16 protein-coding genes are annotated in these 19376 nt (G+C 55.0%); 7 read left to right on the forward strand and 9 right to left on the reverse strand.

The annotated features are described in order from the left end of the window. The first annotated feature begins 170 nt into the window (after positions 1-170). Positions 171-1115, forward strand: a complete 945-nt coding sequence (locus JBO43_RS16160; RefSeq protein WP_157738433.1) for a tRNA modification radical SAM protein MnmL/YtqA — start codon at positions 171-173, stop codon at positions 1113-1115. Here the strand turns inward: JBO43_RS16160 and JBO43_RS16165 are convergent. Then, positions 1092-2594 (reverse strand): helicase HerA-like C-terminal domain-containing protein, encoded by a 1503-nt coding sequence (locus JBO43_RS16165; RefSeq protein WP_095283599.1) that lies wholly within the window; start codon positions 2592-2594, stop codon positions 1092-1094. The two genes, JBO43_RS16160 and JBO43_RS16165, sit on opposite strands and share 24 nt — an antisense overlap. A 137-nt stretch (positions 2595-2731) precedes the next feature. Between JBO43_RS16165 and JBO43_RS16170 the strand changes: the two genes are divergently transcribed. Next, entirely contained in the window at positions 2732-4369 is a 1638-nt protein-coding gene (locus tag JBO43_RS16170; protein ID WP_202674710.1) for a dihydroxyacetone kinase subunit DhaK, read from the forward strand. Positions 4370-4461: 92 nt separating this feature from the next. Here JBO43_RS16170 and ahr read toward each other — a convergent pair whose 3' ends face one another. The 5 genes from ahr to pepA form a co-directional block, all read right to left on the reverse strand. Beyond that, positions 4462-5481 carry an NADPH-dependent aldehyde reductase Ahr gene (gene ahr / locus JBO43_RS16175; RefSeq protein WP_202674711.1) on the reverse strand — a complete coding sequence of 340 codons (1020 nt, stop codon included), beginning with the start codon at positions 5479-5481 and terminating at the stop codon, positions 4462-4464. Between the two features lie 83 nt (positions 5482-5564). Further along, positions 5565-6068 (reverse strand): GNAT family N-acetyltransferase, encoded by a 504-nt coding sequence (locus JBO43_RS16180; RefSeq protein WP_202674712.1) that lies wholly within the window; start codon positions 6066-6068, stop codon positions 5565-5567. A gap of 123 nt (positions 6069-6191) precedes the next feature. After that, positions 6192-9047 carry a valine--tRNA ligase gene (locus JBO43_RS16185; RefSeq protein WP_103948838.1) on the reverse strand — a complete coding sequence of 952 codons (2856 nt, stop codon included), beginning with the start codon at positions 9045-9047 and terminating at the stop codon, positions 6192-6194. Next, a complete protein-coding gene (holC, locus tag JBO43_RS16190) occupies positions 9047-9490 on the reverse strand; it encodes a DNA polymerase III subunit chi (protein WP_095283594.1) in 444 nt (147 codons plus the stop codon). The genes JBO43_RS16185 and holC overlap by 1 nt, the downstream gene beginning before the upstream one ends. A gap of 118 nt (positions 9491-9608) precedes the next feature. Then, complete coding sequence (gene pepA, locus JBO43_RS16195) at positions 9609-11120, reverse strand: leucyl aminopeptidase (protein WP_095283593.1); 1512 nt, start codon at positions 11118-11120, stop codon at positions 9609-9611. A 266-nt stretch (positions 11121-11386) separates the two neighbouring features. Here pepA and lptF point away from each other — a divergent pair, with 266 nt between their 5' ends. From lptF to mtgA, 5 genes are all read left to right on the forward strand, one after another. Further along, a complete protein-coding gene (gene lptF, locus JBO43_RS16200; protein WP_095283591.1) occupies positions 11387-12487 on the forward strand; it encodes an LPS export ABC transporter permease LptF in 1101 nt (366 codons plus the stop codon). Then, positions 12487-13569: an LPS export ABC transporter permease LptG gene (gene lptG, locus JBO43_RS16205; protein WP_095283590.1), complete on the forward strand. Its 1083-nt coding sequence runs from the start codon at positions 12487-12489 to the stop codon at positions 13567-13569. Before lptF ends, lptG begins: the two co-directional genes overlap by 1 nt. A 136-nt stretch (positions 13570-13705) precedes the next feature. Continuing rightward, complete coding sequence (gene arcB / locus JBO43_RS16210) at positions 13706-16039, forward strand: aerobic respiration two-component sensor histidine kinase ArcB (protein WP_103948839.1); 2334 nt, start codon at positions 13706-13708, stop codon at positions 16037-16039. A 231-nt stretch (positions 16040-16270) separates the two neighbouring features. Beyond that, entirely contained in the window at positions 16271-16924 is a 654-nt protein-coding gene (elbB, locus tag JBO43_RS16215; protein WP_202674735.1) for an isoprenoid biosynthesis glyoxalase ElbB, read from the forward strand. After that, positions 16921-17646 carry a monofunctional biosynthetic peptidoglycan transglycosylase gene (gene mtgA, locus JBO43_RS16220; protein ID WP_095283588.1) on the forward strand — a complete coding sequence of 242 codons (726 nt, stop codon included), beginning with the start codon at positions 16921-16923 and terminating at the stop codon, positions 17644-17646. The genes elbB and mtgA overlap by 4 nt, the downstream gene beginning before the upstream one ends. 8 nt (positions 17647-17654) lie before the next feature. Here mtgA and npr read toward each other — a convergent pair whose 3' ends face one another. The 3 genes from npr to ptsN are packed head-to-tail and all read right to left on the reverse strand — an operon-like array spanning position 17655 to position 19315. Beyond that, on the reverse strand, positions 17655-17927 hold the full coding sequence (npr, locus tag JBO43_RS16225; RefSeq protein ID WP_095283587.1) for a PTS phosphocarrier protein NPr: 273 nt from the start codon (positions 17925-17927) through the stop codon (positions 17655-17657). After that, positions 17924-18778: an RNase adapter RapZ gene (rapZ, locus tag JBO43_RS16230; protein WP_095283586.1), complete on the reverse strand. Its 855-nt coding sequence runs from the start codon at positions 18776-18778 to the stop codon at positions 17924-17926. The genes npr and rapZ overlap by 4 nt, the downstream gene beginning before the upstream one ends. 45 nt (positions 18779-18823) lie before the next feature. Then, a complete protein-coding gene (gene ptsN / locus JBO43_RS16235; protein ID WP_095283585.1) occupies positions 18824-19315 on the reverse strand; it encodes a PTS IIA-like nitrogen regulatory protein PtsN in 492 nt (163 codons plus the stop codon). Positions 19316-19376: the final 61 nt, after the last annotated feature.

The raw sequence follows: 19376 nt of genomic DNA on the forward strand, positions 1-19376 counted from the left end.
CCATCAGAACATAAGGAAAAGTAATTGCCAGGGTGATGAATGAAATTGCAGTAATAGTGAGTTTTTATTCAAATGAATAATAGCCGTCCAGGGCGATTGATCCAGGTCATCGCCGACAGAGGCTAAAAGTGGCAGGCTTGTCCCCTTTCTCCGGGACGGTCTATCAGATTATGCAGTTACAGAAATTAGTCAATATGTTTGGTGGGGATCTTTCACGTCGCTACGGGCAAAAGGTCCACAAGCTCACGCTGCACGGCGGTTTCAGCTGCCCAAATCGCGACGGCACCATCGGGCGTGGTGGCTGTACTTTCTGTAATGTGGCTTCTTTCGCTGACGAGGCGCAGCAGCATAATTCTATTGCGGAGCAGCTCTCTCATCAGGCGAGCCTGGTCAACCGCGCAAAACAGTATCTGGGCTATTTCCAGGCCTACACCAGCACCTTTGCTGAAGTGCAGGTATTGCGCTCGATGTATCAGCAAGCTGTGAGCCAGGCGAATATCGTCGGTTTGTGTGTCGGTACGCGCCCGGACTGCGTACCGGAAGCGGTGCTGGATTTACTCAGCGAATATAAAGATCTGGGGTATGAAATCTGGCTAGAGCTGGGATTACAGACCGCGCATGACAAAACGCTGCACCGCATTAATCGTGGTCACGATTTTGCCTGCTATCAGAAAACCACCCGACTGGCGCGTGAACGCGGGCTAAAAGTATGCTCCCACCTGATTGTCGGCCTGCCGGGAGAAGGGCAGCAGCACGGCCTGGAAACGCTTGAAAGAGTCGTTGAGACAGGCGTGGATGGCATTAAACTCCATCCGCTGCATATCGTGACGGGCAGCACGATGGCGAAAGCCTGGGAAGCCGGGCGATTAAACGGCATCGCGCTGGAGGAGTACACCGTGACGGCTGGCGAAATGATTCGTCACACGCCACCGGAGGTGATTTACCACCGCATTTCCGCCAGCGCTCGTCGCCCAACGCTTCTCGCGCCGCTGTGGTGCGAGAACCGCTGGACGGGGATGGTCGAACTGGATCGCTATCTGAACCAACACGGCGCACAAGGCTCAGCGCTCGGCACGCCGTGGATCTCTCCGCTATCGGCGGCGACCGCCCAGTAAACTTCCCAGCATGCCGCGCACTATCTGATTCGTCACCTGCCGCGCGGCGCTTTTCGCCATCGTCTGCACCACGCCATCGCGTTTACCGCCGCGTGGTCCTGTAGTGCCAAACAGAATATCTTTCAGCCCGCCGAGAATGCCGTCATCCACGGCTACGTTTTCGCCTTTAGTCGCTGGGGATTGCTGCTGTTCGGTGCTCGCCTGAACGCCTTTCTGTAGCCTCTCGAACGCAGACTCTCGATCTACTTCATCCTCGTACTTGCCGTAGACTGGTGAGTGGTTGATTAAGGCGTTACGTTCATCGTCCGTCACCGGCCCCATTCGTGAGAATGGCGCAATCACCATCGCACGCTCAACGACCGACGGGCTGCCTTTGGCATCAAGGAACGAAATCAGCGCTTCCCCAGTACCCAGCGCCTGAATCGCCGCTTCGGTATCAAATGCCGGGTTGGCACGCATGGTTTGCGCCGCTGCTTTGACGGCTTTCTGATCTTTCGGGGTAAAGGCACGCAGGGCGTGCTGCACGCGATTCCCTAACTGCCCAAGAACGTTATCGGGAATGTCGGAAGGGTTCTGCGAGACAAAATAGACGCCAACCCCTTTTGAGCGGATCAGGCGGATTACCTGCTCAATTTTATCCAGCAGCACTTGCGGCGCGTCGCTGAACAGCAAATGCGCCTCATCAAAGAAGAACACGATCTTTGGTTTATCCAGATCGCCCGCTTCCGGCAGCTGTTCATAGAGTTCAGAGAGCATCCACAACAGGCTGGCGGCGTAGAGCTTTGGCATCTGGTAAAGCTTCTCGGCGCTCAGAATGTTGATGATCCCTTTGCCGTTACTGTCGGTGCGCATCCAGTCTTTGATATCCAGCATCGGCTCGCCAAAGAAATGCTCTGCGCCTTGCTGTTCGAGGGTTAGCAGTCCGCGCTGGATAGCGCCTACAGATGCCGGGCTGATGTTGCCGTACTGATTCTGGAAGGATTTGGCGTTATCTCCGATGTACTGAGTAATGGCGCGCAGATCTTTGAAATCGAGCAGCAGCAGGCCCTGATCATCGGCAATGCGGAAGATGATGTTTAACACGCCAGACTGGACGTCGTTAAGATTCAACAACCGCGCCAGCAGCAGCGGGCCAAGATCTGAGACGGTCGCGCGCACCGGATGGCCTTTCTCGCCGAAAATATCCCACACCACCACAGGATTCGCCTGTGGTTGCCAGTCAGTGACACCTATGTTTTTCAGCCGCTCAAGCAGTTTTTCCGACGCCGTGCCCTCTTGGGCCACGCCGGTTAAATCACCTTTTACGTCGGCCATAAAAACCGGCACGCCGTGACTTGAAAAAGACTCCGCCAGTTTTTGCAGGGTGACGGTTTTACCTGTCCCGGTAGCGCCGGTAATCAGCCCGTGGCGGTTCGCCATGCCTGGCAGTAAGAACAGCTCTTTATCCAGCGTCCGGGCAATCAGCAATGGTGTACTCATGGTGCGCGTCCTCTCTTTGTCCTGCGTCGAGTATAGGCAACCTGACGGCAAATTGACTCAGTAAATTCCTGACTTTGCGGCGCATTACCCAGCGCAGACTATGCTTTTGCATACGATTCACAAAAAGTTGGAAGGCTATGTCCAGATTCTTTTTTAATGACCGCAAACAGCTGGTCAATGACGCCATTGAAGGCATACTGATTTCCGCGCCGCACGGTAATTTGGTCAAACTCGATATCGATCCGGCCATCCGAGTGGTGGCACGCAGCGACTGGGATAAAAGTCGGGTGGCGGTGATTTCTGGCGGGGGTTCCGGTCACGAACCCGCCCATGCCGGTTTTGTCGGTAAGGGCATGTTGACCGCTGCGGTGTGCGGCGATCTGTTTGCCTCGCCGAGCGTGGATGCGGTGCTGAACGCCATCGTGGCGGTGACGGGCGATCGTGGCTGTCTGCTGATCGTCAAAAATTACACCGGCGATCGTCTTAACTTCGGTCTTGCAGCGGAAAAAGCCAAACGCTACGGGCTGAAAGTGGAGATGGTGATCGTTGCCGATGATATCGCCCTGCCGGATAACAAGCAGCCACGCGGGATTGCGGGTACGGCGTTGGTCCATAAAATCGCCGGTTATGCGGCGGAAAAAGGTAAATCGCTAAGCGACGTCCGGGCTATTGCACAGCAGGCCTGCGATAACCTCTGGAGCCTGGGCGTGGCGATGCAGACCTGTAATCTACCGGGTAGTGACGACGAAGAGGGGCGTATTAAGCAAGGACATGTCGAGCTGGGTCTGGGTATTCACGGCGAGCCGGGTGCTTCGGTGGTCGATACGCAAAACAGCAAAGCCATTATCGATACGCTGATAGCACCGCTAAAAGAAAAGGCGGGGGATGGGCGGTTTGCTGTGCTAATTAACAACCTCGGCGGCGTGTCGGCGCTGGAGATGGCGCTGCTGACAAAAGAGCTGGCGCATTCCGCGTTGCAGGATCAGATTGCATATTTGATTGGCCCTGCGCCGCTGGTGAGTGCGCTGGATATGAAGGGCTTTTCCCTGTCGTTGCTCAAGCTGAATGAGACCTTCGAGCAGGCGCTGAATGAGCCTGTCGAAACCCTCGGCTGGCAAAAGCCAGTGGCATTTGCACCACTGCGTACGGTGCAGCATACGGCTATTCAGGATCGCGTGGAGTATGCGCCGTCTGAAAATGCTCAGGTGGCAGCATTAGTGGCGGGCGCAACGCAAACACTGGTCGATCTGGAAAATCGGTTGAATGCCCTGGATGCTAAAGTGGGTGACGGCGATACGGGGTCGACCTTTGCGCAAGGCGCGCGGGATATTGCGCAGTTGTTGCAAGAGAAGCAACTGCCGCTCAACGATGTGCCGAAACTGCTGCTGTTAATCGGCGAGCGGCTGGCGACGGTGATGGGCGGATCGAGCGGCGTGTTGATGTCGATCTTCTTTACCGCCGCCGGGCAAACGCTTCATGACGGCAAACCGCTGGCGGAGGCCTTGCTGAGTGGGTTGGCGCAAATGAAGCAGTACGGCGGGGCAGATCTCGGCGATCGTACATTGATCGACGCGCTGCAACCGGCGCTGGAAGCGTTACAAACAGGCGATATTCAGGCTGCAGCTCAGGCGGCGAAACAGGGCGCGGAAGCAACTGCCAGCATGCAAAAAGCCGGAGCTGGGCGTTCGTCGTACGTGAATAAAGAAAATCTGGAGGGTGTCACCGATCCAGGTGCGGTGGCGGTGGCAGAGGTGTTTGCTGTAATGGCGAAGTAGTTAAAAAAATGCCCGGTGGCGCTACGCTTACCGGGCCTACAAAACCTAACCGTAGGCCGGGTAAGGCGCAGCCGCCACACGGCAATTTAGTCTTAGAAGTCCGCTTTCAACACCACGCGGTAACGGGCTTTACCGTCACGTACGTGCTGGATGGCTTCGTTGATTTTCGACATCGGATACAGTTCGGTGGTGGGTGCCACTTTGGTGCGGCCCGCGAACTTCATCAGTTTGCGCAATTCATATGGTGTACCTGTGGCTGAGCCGGACACGCTGCGATCGCCGCCGATCAGGGTGAATGCCGGAACCGGAAGCGGCTTCAGCACCGCACCGACGGTATGGAAATTCCCGCCATAGGCCAGCGCTTCAAAATACGGTTGCCAGTCGAGATCGACGTTCACGGTGTTGATGATCAAATCGAATTGACCTGCCAGGGCTTTCAGCAGTTCAGGGTCGCGGCTATTGACCACCTTATCAGCCCCCATCGCCAGCACTTCTTTCTCTTTCGCCGGATTGGAGCTGAATGCGGTGACTTCGCAACCCATTGCATGCAGCAGCTTAATGGCGATGTGACCTAAACCGCCAATACCAATCACGCCGACGCGGCTGGTGGCGGTGACATGATGCATCAGGAGTGGTTTGAAGACGGTGATACCGCCGCACAACAGCGGACCTGCGGATTCAATATCAATGCTGTCCGGGAGCGGAATGACCCACTGCCAATCGGCGCGCAGCTTGTCGGAGAAACCGCCTTTATTAAGGATGGTGGGAACTGCGCCTTCCAGACAGTTGATCTGGTTGCCGCTGATACAGGCATCGCAATGGCCGCAGCTACGGGCGGTCCAGCCAATGCCGACGCGCTGGCCAATTTTAAGCCCTTTATCCTGAGCAGCGGTACCGAGTGCGACCACGCGGCCGATCACTTCGTGTCCGGCAACCAGTGGATAGCTGGAGAAGCCCCATTCGTTGTCGATCATCGACAGATCCGAGTGGCAAATCCCGCAATAATCGACCTGCACTTCGACGTCTTCTGCCTTCAGCTCGCCCGCATCGTATTCGTACAGTTCAAGTTCTGCACCTGCCTGCGGCGCGGCATAGCTTTTTATCTTCGACATCGTCTTTCCCCTGTTTTGGTGTGAACTGAGAGTGTAGAGCATTCAGTTTACAGCCGCTTAACAGAAGAGGGCAGGAAAGGGATTTACAGAGTTTTCAGCATCCTGACTTCGCAATCGACGTGTCCGGTGCAGCCCAGTGGTGCATCGATATGTTCAAAGCCCAAATGTTCATACAAGCCGATAGCTTCTTTGAGGAAGGCAGTGGTTTCGAGGTAGCAGCGTTTGAAGCCCTGTGAGCGGGCATGATCGAGCGCCAGAAGTGCCAGCTTTTTCGCCAGGCCTTGTCCGCGAACGGTCGGCAGGAAGTACATTTTTTGCAGCTCGCAGATATCCGGCTCACTACAGCTCAGCGGGGCAATGCCGCCTCCGCCGACGACCTGGCCGTTTTGTTCAATCACCCAGTAGGCATGGCCCGGCTGGCTGTAGAGTTTAAACAACTCATCGAGGTTGGGATCGGCAACGGTATAGCCCTTATCGGCCGTAAGACCGTACTCAGCAGACACTTCACGGATAACCGCAGCGATATCGGCGTTGTCTTGCACTGTAATCCGGCGCATAGCCGCAGCGACGGGGGGAATCACGCTCATAGCATTACTCATGACAAAAATTGACACACAACTGCAGTTAATAGCACCGCAGAAAGGGGAGTGCAAGCGAGGATATTTCAGGAAGGATGCCCCTTACCTGCGAACAGGTAAGGGGCAGAGACATTACAGCGCAGCGATAACCGCCTGCTGCTCAATCAGCTTCGCTTTCGCATCGGCGAAGGCCACCAGACGTTCACGCTCTTTGGCGATAACCGCTTCAGGAGCACGGGCAACGAAACCTTCGTTAGACAGTTTGCTCTCGATTTTCCCGATTTCCAGTTCGACTTTGGCGACTTCTTTTGCCAGACGAGCCAGTTCGGTTTCTTTGTCGATAAGCCCTGCCATTGGGATCAGCAGCTCGGCGCCTTCGATGATTTTGGTCACGGAGACCGGACCTTTGTCATCGGCTGGCAGCACGGTGATGCTTTCCAGACGTGCCATGTTCTGCAGGAAGCTGCTGTTCTCGGTCACGCGACGCACCGCGGCTTCGCTGCAACCGCGCAGCAGCAGTTCCAGCGGTTTGCCTGGAGAGAGGTTCATCTCGGCACGAATGTTACGGATTGCCACAATCGCCTGTTTCAGCCATTCGGTATCGGATGCTGCTGCTTCATCAACCTGCGCTGCATCGAATTCCGGGAATGGCTGCAGCATGATGGTATCGGCAGTAATGCCTTTGATAACCTTCACACGCTGCCAGATGGTTTCGGTGATGAACGGGATGATTGGGTGCGCGAGGCGCAGCAAACCTTCCAGAACGGTAATCAGCGTGTTACGCGTGCCGCGCAGTTCCGCTTCGTTACCGCCGTTCATGACCGGCTTGGTCAGCTCCAGATACCAGTCGCAGAACTGGTTCCAGGTGAATTCGTACAGAATACCTGCCGCGATATCAAAGCGATAAGTATCCAGCGCTTCACGGTACGCTTTGATAGTCTGGTTGAATTCCGCCAGGATCCAGCGATCCGCCAGAGACAGGGTCATTTCGCCGCCGTTGAAGCCGCAATCCTGATCTTCAGTGTTCATCAGCACGAAGCGGCTGGCGTTCCACAGCTTGTTACAGAAGTTGCGATAACCTTCCAGACGTTTCATATCCCAGTTGATGTCGCGACCGGTAGAGGCCAGCGCCGCCAGGGTGAAACGCAGGGCGTCGGTGCCGTGTGGCTCGATACCGTCCGGGAATTGCTTCTCGGTGCGCTTGGCGATTTTCTCTGCCAGCTGCGGCTGCATCATGTTACCGGTACGTTTCTCCAGCAGGTCTGCCAGTGAAATCCCGTCAACCATATCCAGCGGATCGATAACGTTACCCTTGGATTTGGACATCTTCTGACCTTCATCATCACGAATCAGACCGGTCATGTAGATGGTCTTGAACGGAATCTGCGGCTTGCCGTCTTCATCTTTGATGAAGTGCATGGTCATCATGATCATGCGTGCAATCCAGAAGAAGATGATGTCAAAGCCAGAGACCATCACGCTGGTCGGGTGGAACTGGCGCAGCGCGTCGGTGTTTTCCGGCCAGCCGAGGGTGGAGAAGGTCCACAGGGCGGAGGAGAACCAGGTGTCCAGAACGTCGTCGTCCTGGCGCAGGGCCACGTCGGCACCCAGGTTGTTTTCCAGACGGACTTCTTCTTCGGTGCGGCCAACGAATACGTTGCCGTCGTTGTCATACCACGCCGGGATACGGTGACCCCACCACAGCTGACGAGAGATACACCAGTCCTGAATATCACGCATCCAGGAGAAGTACATGTTTTCGTATTGCTTCGGTACGAACTGGATATCACCGTTTTCAACCGCTTCAACCGCCGGTTTCGCCAGCACGTCAGCGCGGACGTACCACTGATCGGTCAGCATTGGTTCGATTACCACGCCGCCACGGTCGCCGTAAGGCACGGTCAGATCGTGAGGTTTGATCTCTTCCAGCAGGCCGAGCGCGTCAATAGCCGCCACAACGGCCTTACGCGCAGCAAAACGTTCCAGTTTCTGGAATTCAGCCGGGATGTCAGACGAGTAAACGTCAGACTCTTCGCCTTTGGTATCGTACACTTCCGCGCTTTCACGGATATCACCGTCAAAGGTCAGAATGTTGATCATTGGCAGGGCGTGACGACGGCCCACTTCGTAGTCGTTGAAATCGTGCGCCGGGGTGATTTTCACGCAGCCGGTGCCTTTTTCCATGTCAGCGTGTTCGTCGCCCAGAATTGGAATGCGGCGATTCACCAGTGGCAGAACCACGAACTTGCCGATCAAATCTTTATAGCGTGGATCTTCCGGGTTTACGGCCACGCCGGTATCGCCCAGCAGGGTTTCCGGACGGGTGGTTGCAACCACCAGGTAATCTTTACCGTCTGCGGTTTTTGCGCCATCGGCCAGTGGATAGCGGATGTGCCACATGGAGCCTTTAGACTCGCGGTTTTCAACTTCCAGGTCAGAGATCGCGGTGCGCAGTTTCGGGTCCCAGTTCACCAGGCGTTTGCCACGGTAAATCAGGTCCTCTTTGTACAGACGGACGAAGACTTCTTTCACGGCGTTGGACAGGCCTTCATCCATGGTGAAGCGCTCACGCTCCCAGTCCACGGAGTTGCCGAGACGGCGCATCTGACGGGTAATGGTGCCGCCAGATTCCGCTTTCCACTGCCAGATTTTGTCGATGAACGCCTCGCGACCGTAGTCGTGGCGGGTTTTACCTTCTTCAGCGGCAATCTTACGTTCCACCACCATCTGGGTAGCAATACCCGCGTGGTCAGTACCAGCCTGCCACAGGGTATTTTTGCCCTGCATGCGCTGGTAACGGATCATGGTATCCATGATGGTTTGCTGGAAAGCATGACCCATATGCAAACTGCCGGTGACGTTCGGCGGCGGGATCATGATGCAGAAGGACTCTTTGCTTTCATCGCCATTAGGCTTGAAATAGCCCTGCTCTTCCCAGTGCTCGTAAAGCGGCTGTTCGATATCTCGTGGGTTGTATGTCTTTTCCATTATTTCCAGGTTGCCGTATTCAGGTTAAAACCAGCCAGGCGGTACGCTTTGTAGCGTTCGCGCGCCAGTTGTTTCAGAGAATCTTCGTGAGGGACAAAGTCTACCACTTCTGTGAAAGCGGTGGCAAAATCTGCAAAGCCGATACGCAGGCTGATCAGAATATCGCGCGCGCTGCTGTTACGCTTTTGCGGCCAGGCGATTTCCACCGGTGCGCCGCCGCGCGGACCTTCTCCCGACAAATTATGCGGAACAAAACTTTCGGGCGGCCTTGCCCACAGGGCTTCATCGAGTCGAATCGCCTGCGCTTCATCTTCGCAGGCGATCAGAACGCGTTTACCGCTGCGCCAACGTTCTGCGGCAATTTCACACACCAGCTGCTCGACGGCGCTTAAGCCATCGATGGTGTTGTCGTTGTCCAGAAGGTAGAACGTTGCATTCTTCATATATGGGGCTTCTTTGGGTGACTTTAAACGGGTTGCCCGGTGGCGCTGCGCTTACCGGGCCTACGGTTACGAGCCATATTGTATGCCGGGTAGCGAAGCCGCCACCCGGCATTTAACATCACTCTTCGCCGTTAAAACCGGCGCGGTTGAGCAGGAACTGTGACAGCAGAGCGACCGGACGACCGGTTGCGCCTTTGGCTTTGCCGGAGCGCCATGCGGTGCCCGCGATATCCAGGTGCGCCCAGTTGTACTTGCGAGTAAAGCGCGCCAGGAAGCAGCCTGCGGTAATCGCTCCGCCAGGACGGCCGCCAATGTTGGCCATGTCCGCGAAGTTAGACTCCAGCTGTTCCTGATACTCATCGCCCAGCGGCAGACGCCACGCACGGTCACCCGCTTGCTCGGACGCGCCGATAAGCTCATGAGCCAGCGGATTGTGGTTCGACAGCAGGCCGGTGATGTGATGGCCGAGGGCGATCACACAGGCACCGGTCAGCGTTGCCACGTCGATCACCGCTTCAGGGTCAAAGCGCTCAACGTAAGTCAGTACGTCGCACAGCACCAGACGGCCTTCGGCGTCAGTGTTCAGCACTTCAACAGTCTGGCCGGACATCGTGGTCAACACATCACCGGGGCGATATGCGCGACCGCCTGGCATGTTTTCGCAGCCCGCCAGAACGCCAATAACGTTAATTGGCAGCTGAAGTTCTGCGACCATCCGCATTACGCCGTAAACCGCTGCCGCGCCGCACATGTCGTACTTCATCTCATCCATGCCTTCGGCAGGCTTGATGGAGATACCACCGGAGTCAAAGGTCAGCCCTTTGCCGACCAGCACGATAGGGCGCGCGTCTTCGGACGGATTGCCTTTGTACTCAATGACCGACATCAGCGATTCATTTTGCGAACCATTACCGACGGCGAGATATGAGTGCATCCCCAACTCTTTCATCTGCTGTTCGCCGATGACGCGGGTGACGACGTTTTTACTATAGGTATCTGCCAGCTGACGCGCCTGCGAAGCCAGATAACCGGCGTTGCAGATGTTTGGCGGCATGTTGCCGAGGTCTTTCGCGGCCTTGATACCGGCGGCAATCGCCAGACCGTGCTGAATGGCGCGTTCACCGCTGGTTAGCTCGCGACGAGTCGGGACGTTAAAGACCATCTTACGCAGCGGACGACGCGGTTCGCTTTTGTTGGTCTTCAACTGATCAAAACTGTAGAGGCTCTCTTTCGCGGTCTCAACGGCCTGACGTACTTTCCAGTAAGTGTTGCGACCTTTGACGTGCAGTTCGGTCAGGAAGCAGACGGCTTCCATTGAACCTGTATCATTCAGGGTATTGATGGTTTTCTGAATGACCTGCTTGTACTGGCGCTCATCAAGCTCGCGCTCTTTGCCGCAACCAATCAGCAGAATGCGCTCGGACAGCACGTTGGGAACATGGTGCAGCAACAGCGTCTGCCCAGGTTTGCCTTCCAGTTCGCCACGGCGCAGCAGGGCGCTGATATAGCCGTCACTGATTTTATCGAGTTGTTCGGCGATCGGGGAGAGTCGGCGTGGTTCAAAGACGCCCACAACGATACAGGCACTCCGCTGTTTCTCCGGGCTACCGCTTTTTACACTGAACTCCATGCACTACGCTCCTGAATCTTAAAGACAACGACGGCTGCTACGGATAGAATTGAAACCTTTCGTAACTCATGTCCGCTGTTGTGGTGACTTCGTGTTAATCTTACGTTACTACGGTTTCGACACGTCAAAAATTATCCTGAAGCGCGACACCGCCGGGTTTTTTAATCTTAGCGATGTTTTCGACGACTCAAGAGAATAAATGACGTTTAAGCCATGAAACAAGCAATTTTCCAGCAAAGAGACGGGTTTTTACGGGCGTATTTAAAGTGATAATCATAAGATATCTGGTGCGGGAGACGCTCAAAAGCCAGCTGGCGATCCTTTTCATCTTACTTCTGATCTTTTTCTGTCAGAAGTTAGTCAGGATCCTTGGCGCGGCGGTAGACGGCGAAATCCCAACAAATCTGGTGCTTTCTCTGCTCGGATTAGGCGTGCCTGAAATGGCGCAGCTTATTCTGCCGCTTAGCCTTTTCCTCGGCCTGCTCATGACGCTGGGGAGACTCTATACTGAAAGTGAAATCACGGTCATGCACGCTTGCGGCTTGAGTAAAGCCGTGCTGGTGAAGGCCGCGATGGTGTTGGCGTTATTCACGGGTATCGTTGCGGCGGTGAACGTGATGTGGGCCGGGCCGTGGTCATCCCGGCATCAGGATGAAGTGCTGGCAGAAGCCAAAGCGAACCCTGGCATGGCGGCGTTAGCGCAAGGCCAGTTCCAGCAAGCCACTGATGGCAGTTCGGTACTCTTTATTGAAAGCGTTAACGGTAGCACCTTCAACGATGTTTTCCTGGCGCAAATCCGCACCAAAGGCAATGCTCGCCCATCCGTTGTAGTGGCGGATTCCGGTCAGCTCTCGCAGCGTAAAGACGGTTCTCAGGTGGTGACGCTGAACAAAGGCACCCGCTTTGAAGGCACTGCGCTGCTTCGTGACTTCCGTATTACCGATTTCCAGAACTATCAGGCGATTATTGGCCATCAGAACGTGGCGCTCGATCCGACGGATACCGAGCAGATGGACATGCGGACCCTGATGAATACCGATACCAACCGCGCTCGAGCAGAGCTGCACTGGCGCCTGACGCTAGTATTCACGGTGTTTATGATGGCACTGATGGTCGTGCCGCTGAGCGTGGTCAACCCGCGACAGGGCCGTGTACTGTCTATGCTCCCGGCTATGTTGCTGTATCTGGTGTTCTTCCTGCTGCAAACGTCAATTAAGTCTAACGGCGGCAAAGGTAAACTCGATCCGATGATTTGGACGTGGGTGGTCAACGGCCTGTACCTGTTGCTGGCAGTGGCATTAAACATGTGGGACAGCGTGGCGATGCGTCGCGTGCGTGCCAGCTTCACGCGTAAAGGAGCGGTGTAATGCAGGCGTTTCGCGTTCTAGACCGCTATATCGGTAAAACCATTTTTACCACCATCATGATGACGCTGTTCATGCTGGTGTCGCTCTCCGGCATTATCAAGTTTGTCGACCAGCTGAAAAAGGCCGGGCAGGGGAGTTATGACGCACTGGGCGCCGGGATGTACACCATTCTGAGCGTACCGAAAGATGTGCAGATTTTCTTCCCGATGGCTGCGCTGTTAGGTGCATTGCTGGGGCTGGGCATGCTGGCCCAGCGCAGCGAGCTGGTGGTGATGCAGGCTTCTGGTTTCACCCGTATGCAGGTTGCGATGTCGGTGATGAAAACCGCAATCCCATTGGTCTTGTTGACTATGGCCATTGGCGAGTGGGTGGCACCGCAGGGCGAGCAGATGGCGCGTAATTATCGTGCGCAAGCCATGTACGGCGGCTCTTTACTCTCTACGCAGCAAGGGCTGTGGGCGAAAGACGGTAACAACTTCGTTTATATCGAACGGGTGAAGGGCGATGACGAACTGGGCGGCGTGAGCATTTACGCCTTTAACGAACAGCGTCGTTTGCAGTCCGTGCGTTATGCCACGACGGCGAAATTCGATCCGGCGAAGAAGCTGTGGCGTCTGTCGCAGGTGGATGAATCCAATCTGCAGGACCCTAAGCAAATCACCGGTTCACAAACCGTTTCAGGCACCTGGAAGACCAATCTGACGCCAGATAAGTTAGGTGTGGTGGCGCTGGACCCGGATGCGCTGTCGATCAGCGGTTTGCATCAATACGTGAAGTATCTGAAGTCGAGCGGCCAGGATGCCGGGCGTTATCAGCTCAACATGTGGAGCAAAATCTTCCAGCCGATGTCAGTTGCAGTAATGATGCTGATGGCGCTGTCGTTTATCTTTGGGCCATTGCGTAGCGTGCCGATGGGTGTGCGCGTGGTCACTGGTATCAGCTTTGGTTTTGTCTTCTACGTGCTGGACCAGATCTTCGGTCCACTGACCCTGGTATACGGTATTCCTCCGTTGATTGGCGCGCTGTTACCGAGTGCCTCGTTCTTCCTGATAAGCCTCTGGCTGCTTCTCAGACGCTCCTGATCGTACAGTTTCCTCACTCCCGCATCGCCGGGAGTGAGGCTCTCTCCTGATTCACTCCGCACTTTTTCACACAACCTTCAACGCCTTGCCCCGAATTTGAGTATTATTGAGCGATGAAGTCGTGAAGGGATCCCCTATGAAGCAAATTCGTATGCTTGCGCAGTACTACGTCGATCTGATGATGAAGCTCGGCCTGGTACGTTTCTCACTGCTGTTAGCTCTGGCGCTGGTGGTACTGGCGATTGTCGTGCAGATGGCTGTCACTATGGTGCTGCACGGCCAGGTCGAAAGTATCGACGTTATCCGCTCGATCTTCTTTGGTCTGCTGATCACCCCGTGGGCGGTCTACTTCCTGTCGGTGGTGGTGGAACAGCTGGAAGAGTCGCGCCAGCGTCTATCACGGCTGGTGCAAAAACTGGAAGAGATGCGCGAGCGTGACCTGAAGCTTAACGTCCAGCTCAAAGACAATATTGCGCAGCTGAATCAGGAAATCTCGGATCGTGAAAAAGCAGAGGCTGAACGTCAGGCAACGCTTGAACAGCTGAAGGTGGAGATGAAAGAGCGTGAAGTCACGCAAATCCAGCTTGAACAACAATCCTCTTTCCTGCGTTCTTTCCTCGACGCTTCACCGGATCTGGTTTTCTATCGCAATGAAGATAAAGAGTTTTCCGGCTGCAATCGGGCGATGGAGCTGCTAACAGGGAAAAGTGAAAAACAGCTGGTTCACCTCAAACCGCAGGATGTCTATTCTGAGGAAGCGGCGGCCAAAGTTATCGAAACCGACGAAAAGGTGTTCCGTCACAACGTCTCGCTGACTTACGAACAGTGGCTGGATTATCCCGACGGGCGTAAAGCCTGCTTCGAAATCCGCAAAGTGCCGTATTACGATCGCGTGGGCAAGCGCCACGGGCTGATGGGCTTTGGCCGCGATATTACCGAGCGTAAGCGCTATCAGGATGCACTTGAGCGCGCCAGCCGCGACAAGACCACCTTTATCTCCACGATCAGCCATGAGCTGCGTACACCGCTGAACGGCATCGTTGGCCTGAGCCGTATTCTTCTCGATACTGAGCTGACCAGCGAGCAGGAAAAGTATCTCAAGACCATCCATGTTTCTGCGGTGACGCTGGGGAATATTTTCAACGATATTATCGATATGGATAAGATGGAACGCCGTAAAGTTCAGCTGGATAACCAGCCTGTAGACTTTACCGGGTTCCTCGCCGATCTGGAGAACCTTTCCGGGCTCCAGGCGCAGCAAAAAGGGCTGAGGTTTGTACTGGAGCCTTCGCTGCCGTTGCCGCATAAGGTGGTGACGGACGGGACGCGTCTGCGTCAGATCCTGTGGAATCTCATCAGCAACGCCGTCAAGTTCACCCAGAAAGGGGAAGTGGTGGTGCGTATTCGCTTTGACGAAGGGGATATGCTGCACTTTGAAGTCGAAGATTCCGGCATCGGTATTCCGCAGGAAGAGCAGGACAAAATCTTCGCCATGTATTACCAGGTGAAAGACAGCAATGGCGGTAAACCGGCGACGGGAACCGGGATCGGCCTGGCAGTATCGCGCCGTCTGGCGAAAAGTATGGGCGGGGATATCACCGTATCCAGTCAACAGGGCAAAGGCTCTCTCTTTACGCTGACGGTCCACGCTCCGGCGGTTGCTGAAGAAGTTGAAGACACCTTCGAAAATGACGATTTGCCGTTACCTGCATTGCACGTCCTGCTGGTCGAAGATATTGAGCTGAACGTGATTGTCGCGCGTTCCGTGCTGGAAAAACTGGGCAACAGCGTGGATGTGGCGATGACCGGTACCGCCGCGCTGGAGATGTTCACGCCTGGCGAATATGACCTCGTGCTGCTGGATATTCAGCTACCAGATATGACCGGGCTGGATATTTCGCGCGAACTGACGCGTCGTTACGCTCGCGATGAGCTGCCGCCTCTGGTGGCACTGACTGCCAACGTGCTGAAGGACAAAAAAGAGTACCTCGATGCCGGCATGGACGATGTGCTCAGCAAGCCGCTGGCAGTGCCCGCCCTGACCGCCATGATCAAGAAATTCTGGGACACCTGTGATGAAGAGGAAAACATGATGACGCCTGTAGAGAGTGAAAAAGCACAATCGCTTCTGGATATCGCCATGCTTGAGCAGTACATCGAACTGGTGGGTCCAAAGCTGATTACCGATGGCCTGGCGGTGTTTGAGAAAATGATGCCGGGTTATTTAAGCGTGCTGGAATCCAATCTGACGGCTCGCGACCAGAAAGGCATTGTCGAAGAAGGTCATAAAATCAAAGGTGCTGCTGGATCGATCGGATTGCGCCATTTGCAGCAGTTGGGCCAGCAGATCCAGTCTCCGGATTTACCCGCATGGTGGGATAACGTGGGTGAGTGGGTTGAGGAGATGAAACAAGAGTGGCAAAACGACGTGAATGTGCTGAAAGCGTGGGTGGAAAGTACAAAAAAATGACCCCGGTTAGACCGGGGTGCGCGAAATACTGCGCCAACACCAGGGAAATCGTGGCCGCGCCGGATTTTTTGTGTTTTTTTCGCATGGACGCTGCCTGAAAATTTAGGCCGCACGCAGATAAGATAGCAAATCTTAAATGATTTGTTACGGGAATCAGTGAAATGTGTGAAGCATAGCGTTTTAATCAGAATTATTAATATGCTTCAAACAGTTGAAGAGAAGGGCGGCAAAATGAAAAAGGTGGGTGTAGTACTGAGCGGATGCGGCGTTTATGACGGCGCAGAAATTCACGAATCAGTTCTGACGCTGCTCGCGCTGGCGAAGCAGGGCGCAGAAGCAGTGTGTTTTGCGCCGGATAAAAATCAGCTGGATGTCATCAATCATCTTACCGGTGAGCCGATGTCCGAAACGCGTAATGTTCTGATTGAAGCGGCGCGTATCGCTCGCGGCAATATCCAGCCTCTGGCACAGGCCAGCGCCGATGAACTGGATGCTCTGATCGTGCCTGGTGGTTTTGGCGCGGCAAAAAATTTGAGCAATTTTGCGAGCCAGGGCAGCGAATGTCGGGTCGATGACGGGCTTAAAAATTTAGCCCAGCTGATGCACGCTGCAGGGAAACCGCTGGGTTTCATGTGCATCGCCCCCGCGATGTTGCCTAAAATTTTTGATTTCCCGCTGCGCCTCACTATCGGCACCGATATCGATACGGCTGAGTTGATCGAAGAGATGGGCGGTGAGCACGTGCCTTGCCCGGTGGAAGACATCGTTGTCGACGAGGACAATAAAATCGTCACCACTCCAGCGTATATGCTGGCGCAAAACATCGCGGAAGCGGCAATCGGTATTGAGAAGCTGGTTGAACGTGTACTGGTGCTTTCCCGGTGAGTAAAAAAAGGTCGCCAGTCGGCTGGGTGAAACGCATTTTGCTGCGAGCAGTGCTGGTTCTGGCCGTCTTTTGGGGCGGTGGTATCGCACTATTCAGTATTCTGCCGGTGCCGTTTTCTGCGGTAATGGTAGAGCGGCAGCTCGGCGCGTGGCTGACGGGCGATTTCAGCTATGTGGCGCACTCTGACTGGGTGAGTATGGACGAGATTTCCCCGTGGATGGGGTTGGCGGTGATTGCGGCAGAAGATCAGAAATTCCCGGACCACTGGGGTTTTGATATCTCTTCGATTGAAAAAGCGCTGGCGCATAATGAGCGCAACGAAAACCGCGTGCGCGGCGCGTCGACGCTCTCTCAGCAAACGGCGAAAAACCTGTTTTTGTGGGATGGACGAAGCTGGGTGCGAAAAGGGCTGGAAGCTGGCCTGACGTTGGGCATGGAGACGGTGTGGAGTAAAAAACGCATCCTGACGGTGTACCTGAATATCGCCGAGTTTGGTGATGGCGTGTTTGGCGTCGAGGCGGCAGCACAGCGCTATTTCCACAAACCCGCCAGTCGCCTGACGATCTCCGAGGCTGCACTTCTGGCGGCCGTTCTACCCAACCCAATTCGCTTTAAAGCGAATGCCCCGTCAGGGTATGTCCACAGCCGCCAGGCGTGGATTATGCGCCAGATGCGCCAGCTAGGCGGGGAAGCGTTTATGACGGGGAATAAATTGTATTAGATGAGGACTCAGTCCTCATCAAATCCGGCGTTGAACAGCGCGACCACCGCTGCCAGCGCTTCCACTTCCTGCGGGCCGGTCGCTTCTACTTCAATCTGACGTCCTTTTGCCGAATCCAGCATCAGCAGCGCAATCACGCTATTGGCTTCAGCCTCGGTGCCTTCATCGTTACGCAGCAGCACTTCAGCGTCAAATCCCTGCATCAGTTCAAACAACTTCATCGCCGGGCGGGCGTGCATGCCCAGCTTATTGGTGATTTCAACAGTATGTTTTACGGTCATGTTTTACGTTTTTCCAGCGTGCGATGGCGAGACTGAACGTTTTTACCGCGTGAGCGGAAATAATCAGCCAGCTGCTCGGCAATATACACCGAACGATGTTTACCGCCGGTACAACCAATCGCCACGGTCAGGTAGCTGCGGTTGTTGGTTTCCAGCATAGGTAACCATAGCTCAAGGTAGCTTCGCGTCTGGTAAATAAAATTGTGAACTTCTGTGTGTCGGTCGAGGAACGCGGCCACTGGCTTGTCCAGACCGGTCATCGGACGCAGTTTTGGGTCCCAGTGCGGGTTCGGCAGGAAGCGTACGTCGAACACATAATCTGCATCGATCGGAATACCGTGTTTGAAGCCGAAGGATTCGAACACCATCGTCAGCTCACGCTCGCGTTTGCCCAACAGGCGGGTACGCAGCATTTCCGCCAGCTCATGCACCGACATCTCGGAGGTATCGACAATCAGATCCGCGCGGGAACGCAGCGGTTCCAGCAGGTCGCTCTCTTCGTCGATGGCGCTTTCAAGCGACAGATTCTTGCTAGACAGCGGGTGCAAACGACGGGTGTCGCTGTAGCGACGAATCAGCGTGTTACGGTCAGCGTCCAGGAACAGCAGCTGAGGCGTGAAGTTCTCCGGCAGGCTGTTCATCGCCTGCTCGAAAATTTCCGGGGATTCCGGCATATTGCGCACGTCGATACTGACGGCGGCAGAAATCTGCCGGTCCGCGAGCGTTCGCGCCAGGTCGGGCAGCAGAACCACCGGGAGGTTATCGACGCAGTAAAATCCCATATCTTCGAGCGCTCGCAGGGCCACGGATTTACCCGAGCCAGAACGACCGCTGACGATCATCAGCACCATGTTCCGTTTCTCCTCACGACTGCAGATGTGAAGGCCATCGCCTGGTTACGCATCATCCTGATTGCCTTCCGCTTCGGTGATAATTTGGTACAACTCTTCATCACTTTGGGCTGCGCGCAGACGGCGGCAAATGGTTTTATCTGCCAGACGTTTAGCCACCAGCGAAAGCGTATGCAGATGGGTTTTGGTCTGGTCAGCGGGCACCAGTAACGCGAACAGCAAATCAACCGGCTGGTTATCAATCGCATCAAAGGCGATTGGCGTTTCGAGCTGCACAAAGACGCCCACGGCGCGCAATGTGTCTTCTTCCAGTTTGCCATGCGGAATGGCAATGCCATTGCCGATGCCGGTACTGCCCATTTTTTCACGGGTCAGAATAGCTTCGAACACCACCTGAGGCGGCAGGCTTAACTGTTTTGCAGCCAGTTCACTGATAATTTCCAGAGCCCGTTTTTTGCTCTGACAGTGAACGCCACTGCGGGTACATTCCTGGTTAAGGACACTACTCAATTGAAGCGAGGAATCGTTGTTCATCATAATTTCACCTAAGCGCTAACTGTACAAATGGCCTGTTGTGTTTCACAACAGGCCGCCCTGC

Origin of the sequence: Lelliottia jeotgali (assembly GCF_016771845.1) — a bacterium.
GTDB lineage: Bacteria > Pseudomonadota > Gammaproteobacteria > Enterobacterales > Enterobacteriaceae > Enterobacter > Enterobacter jeotgali.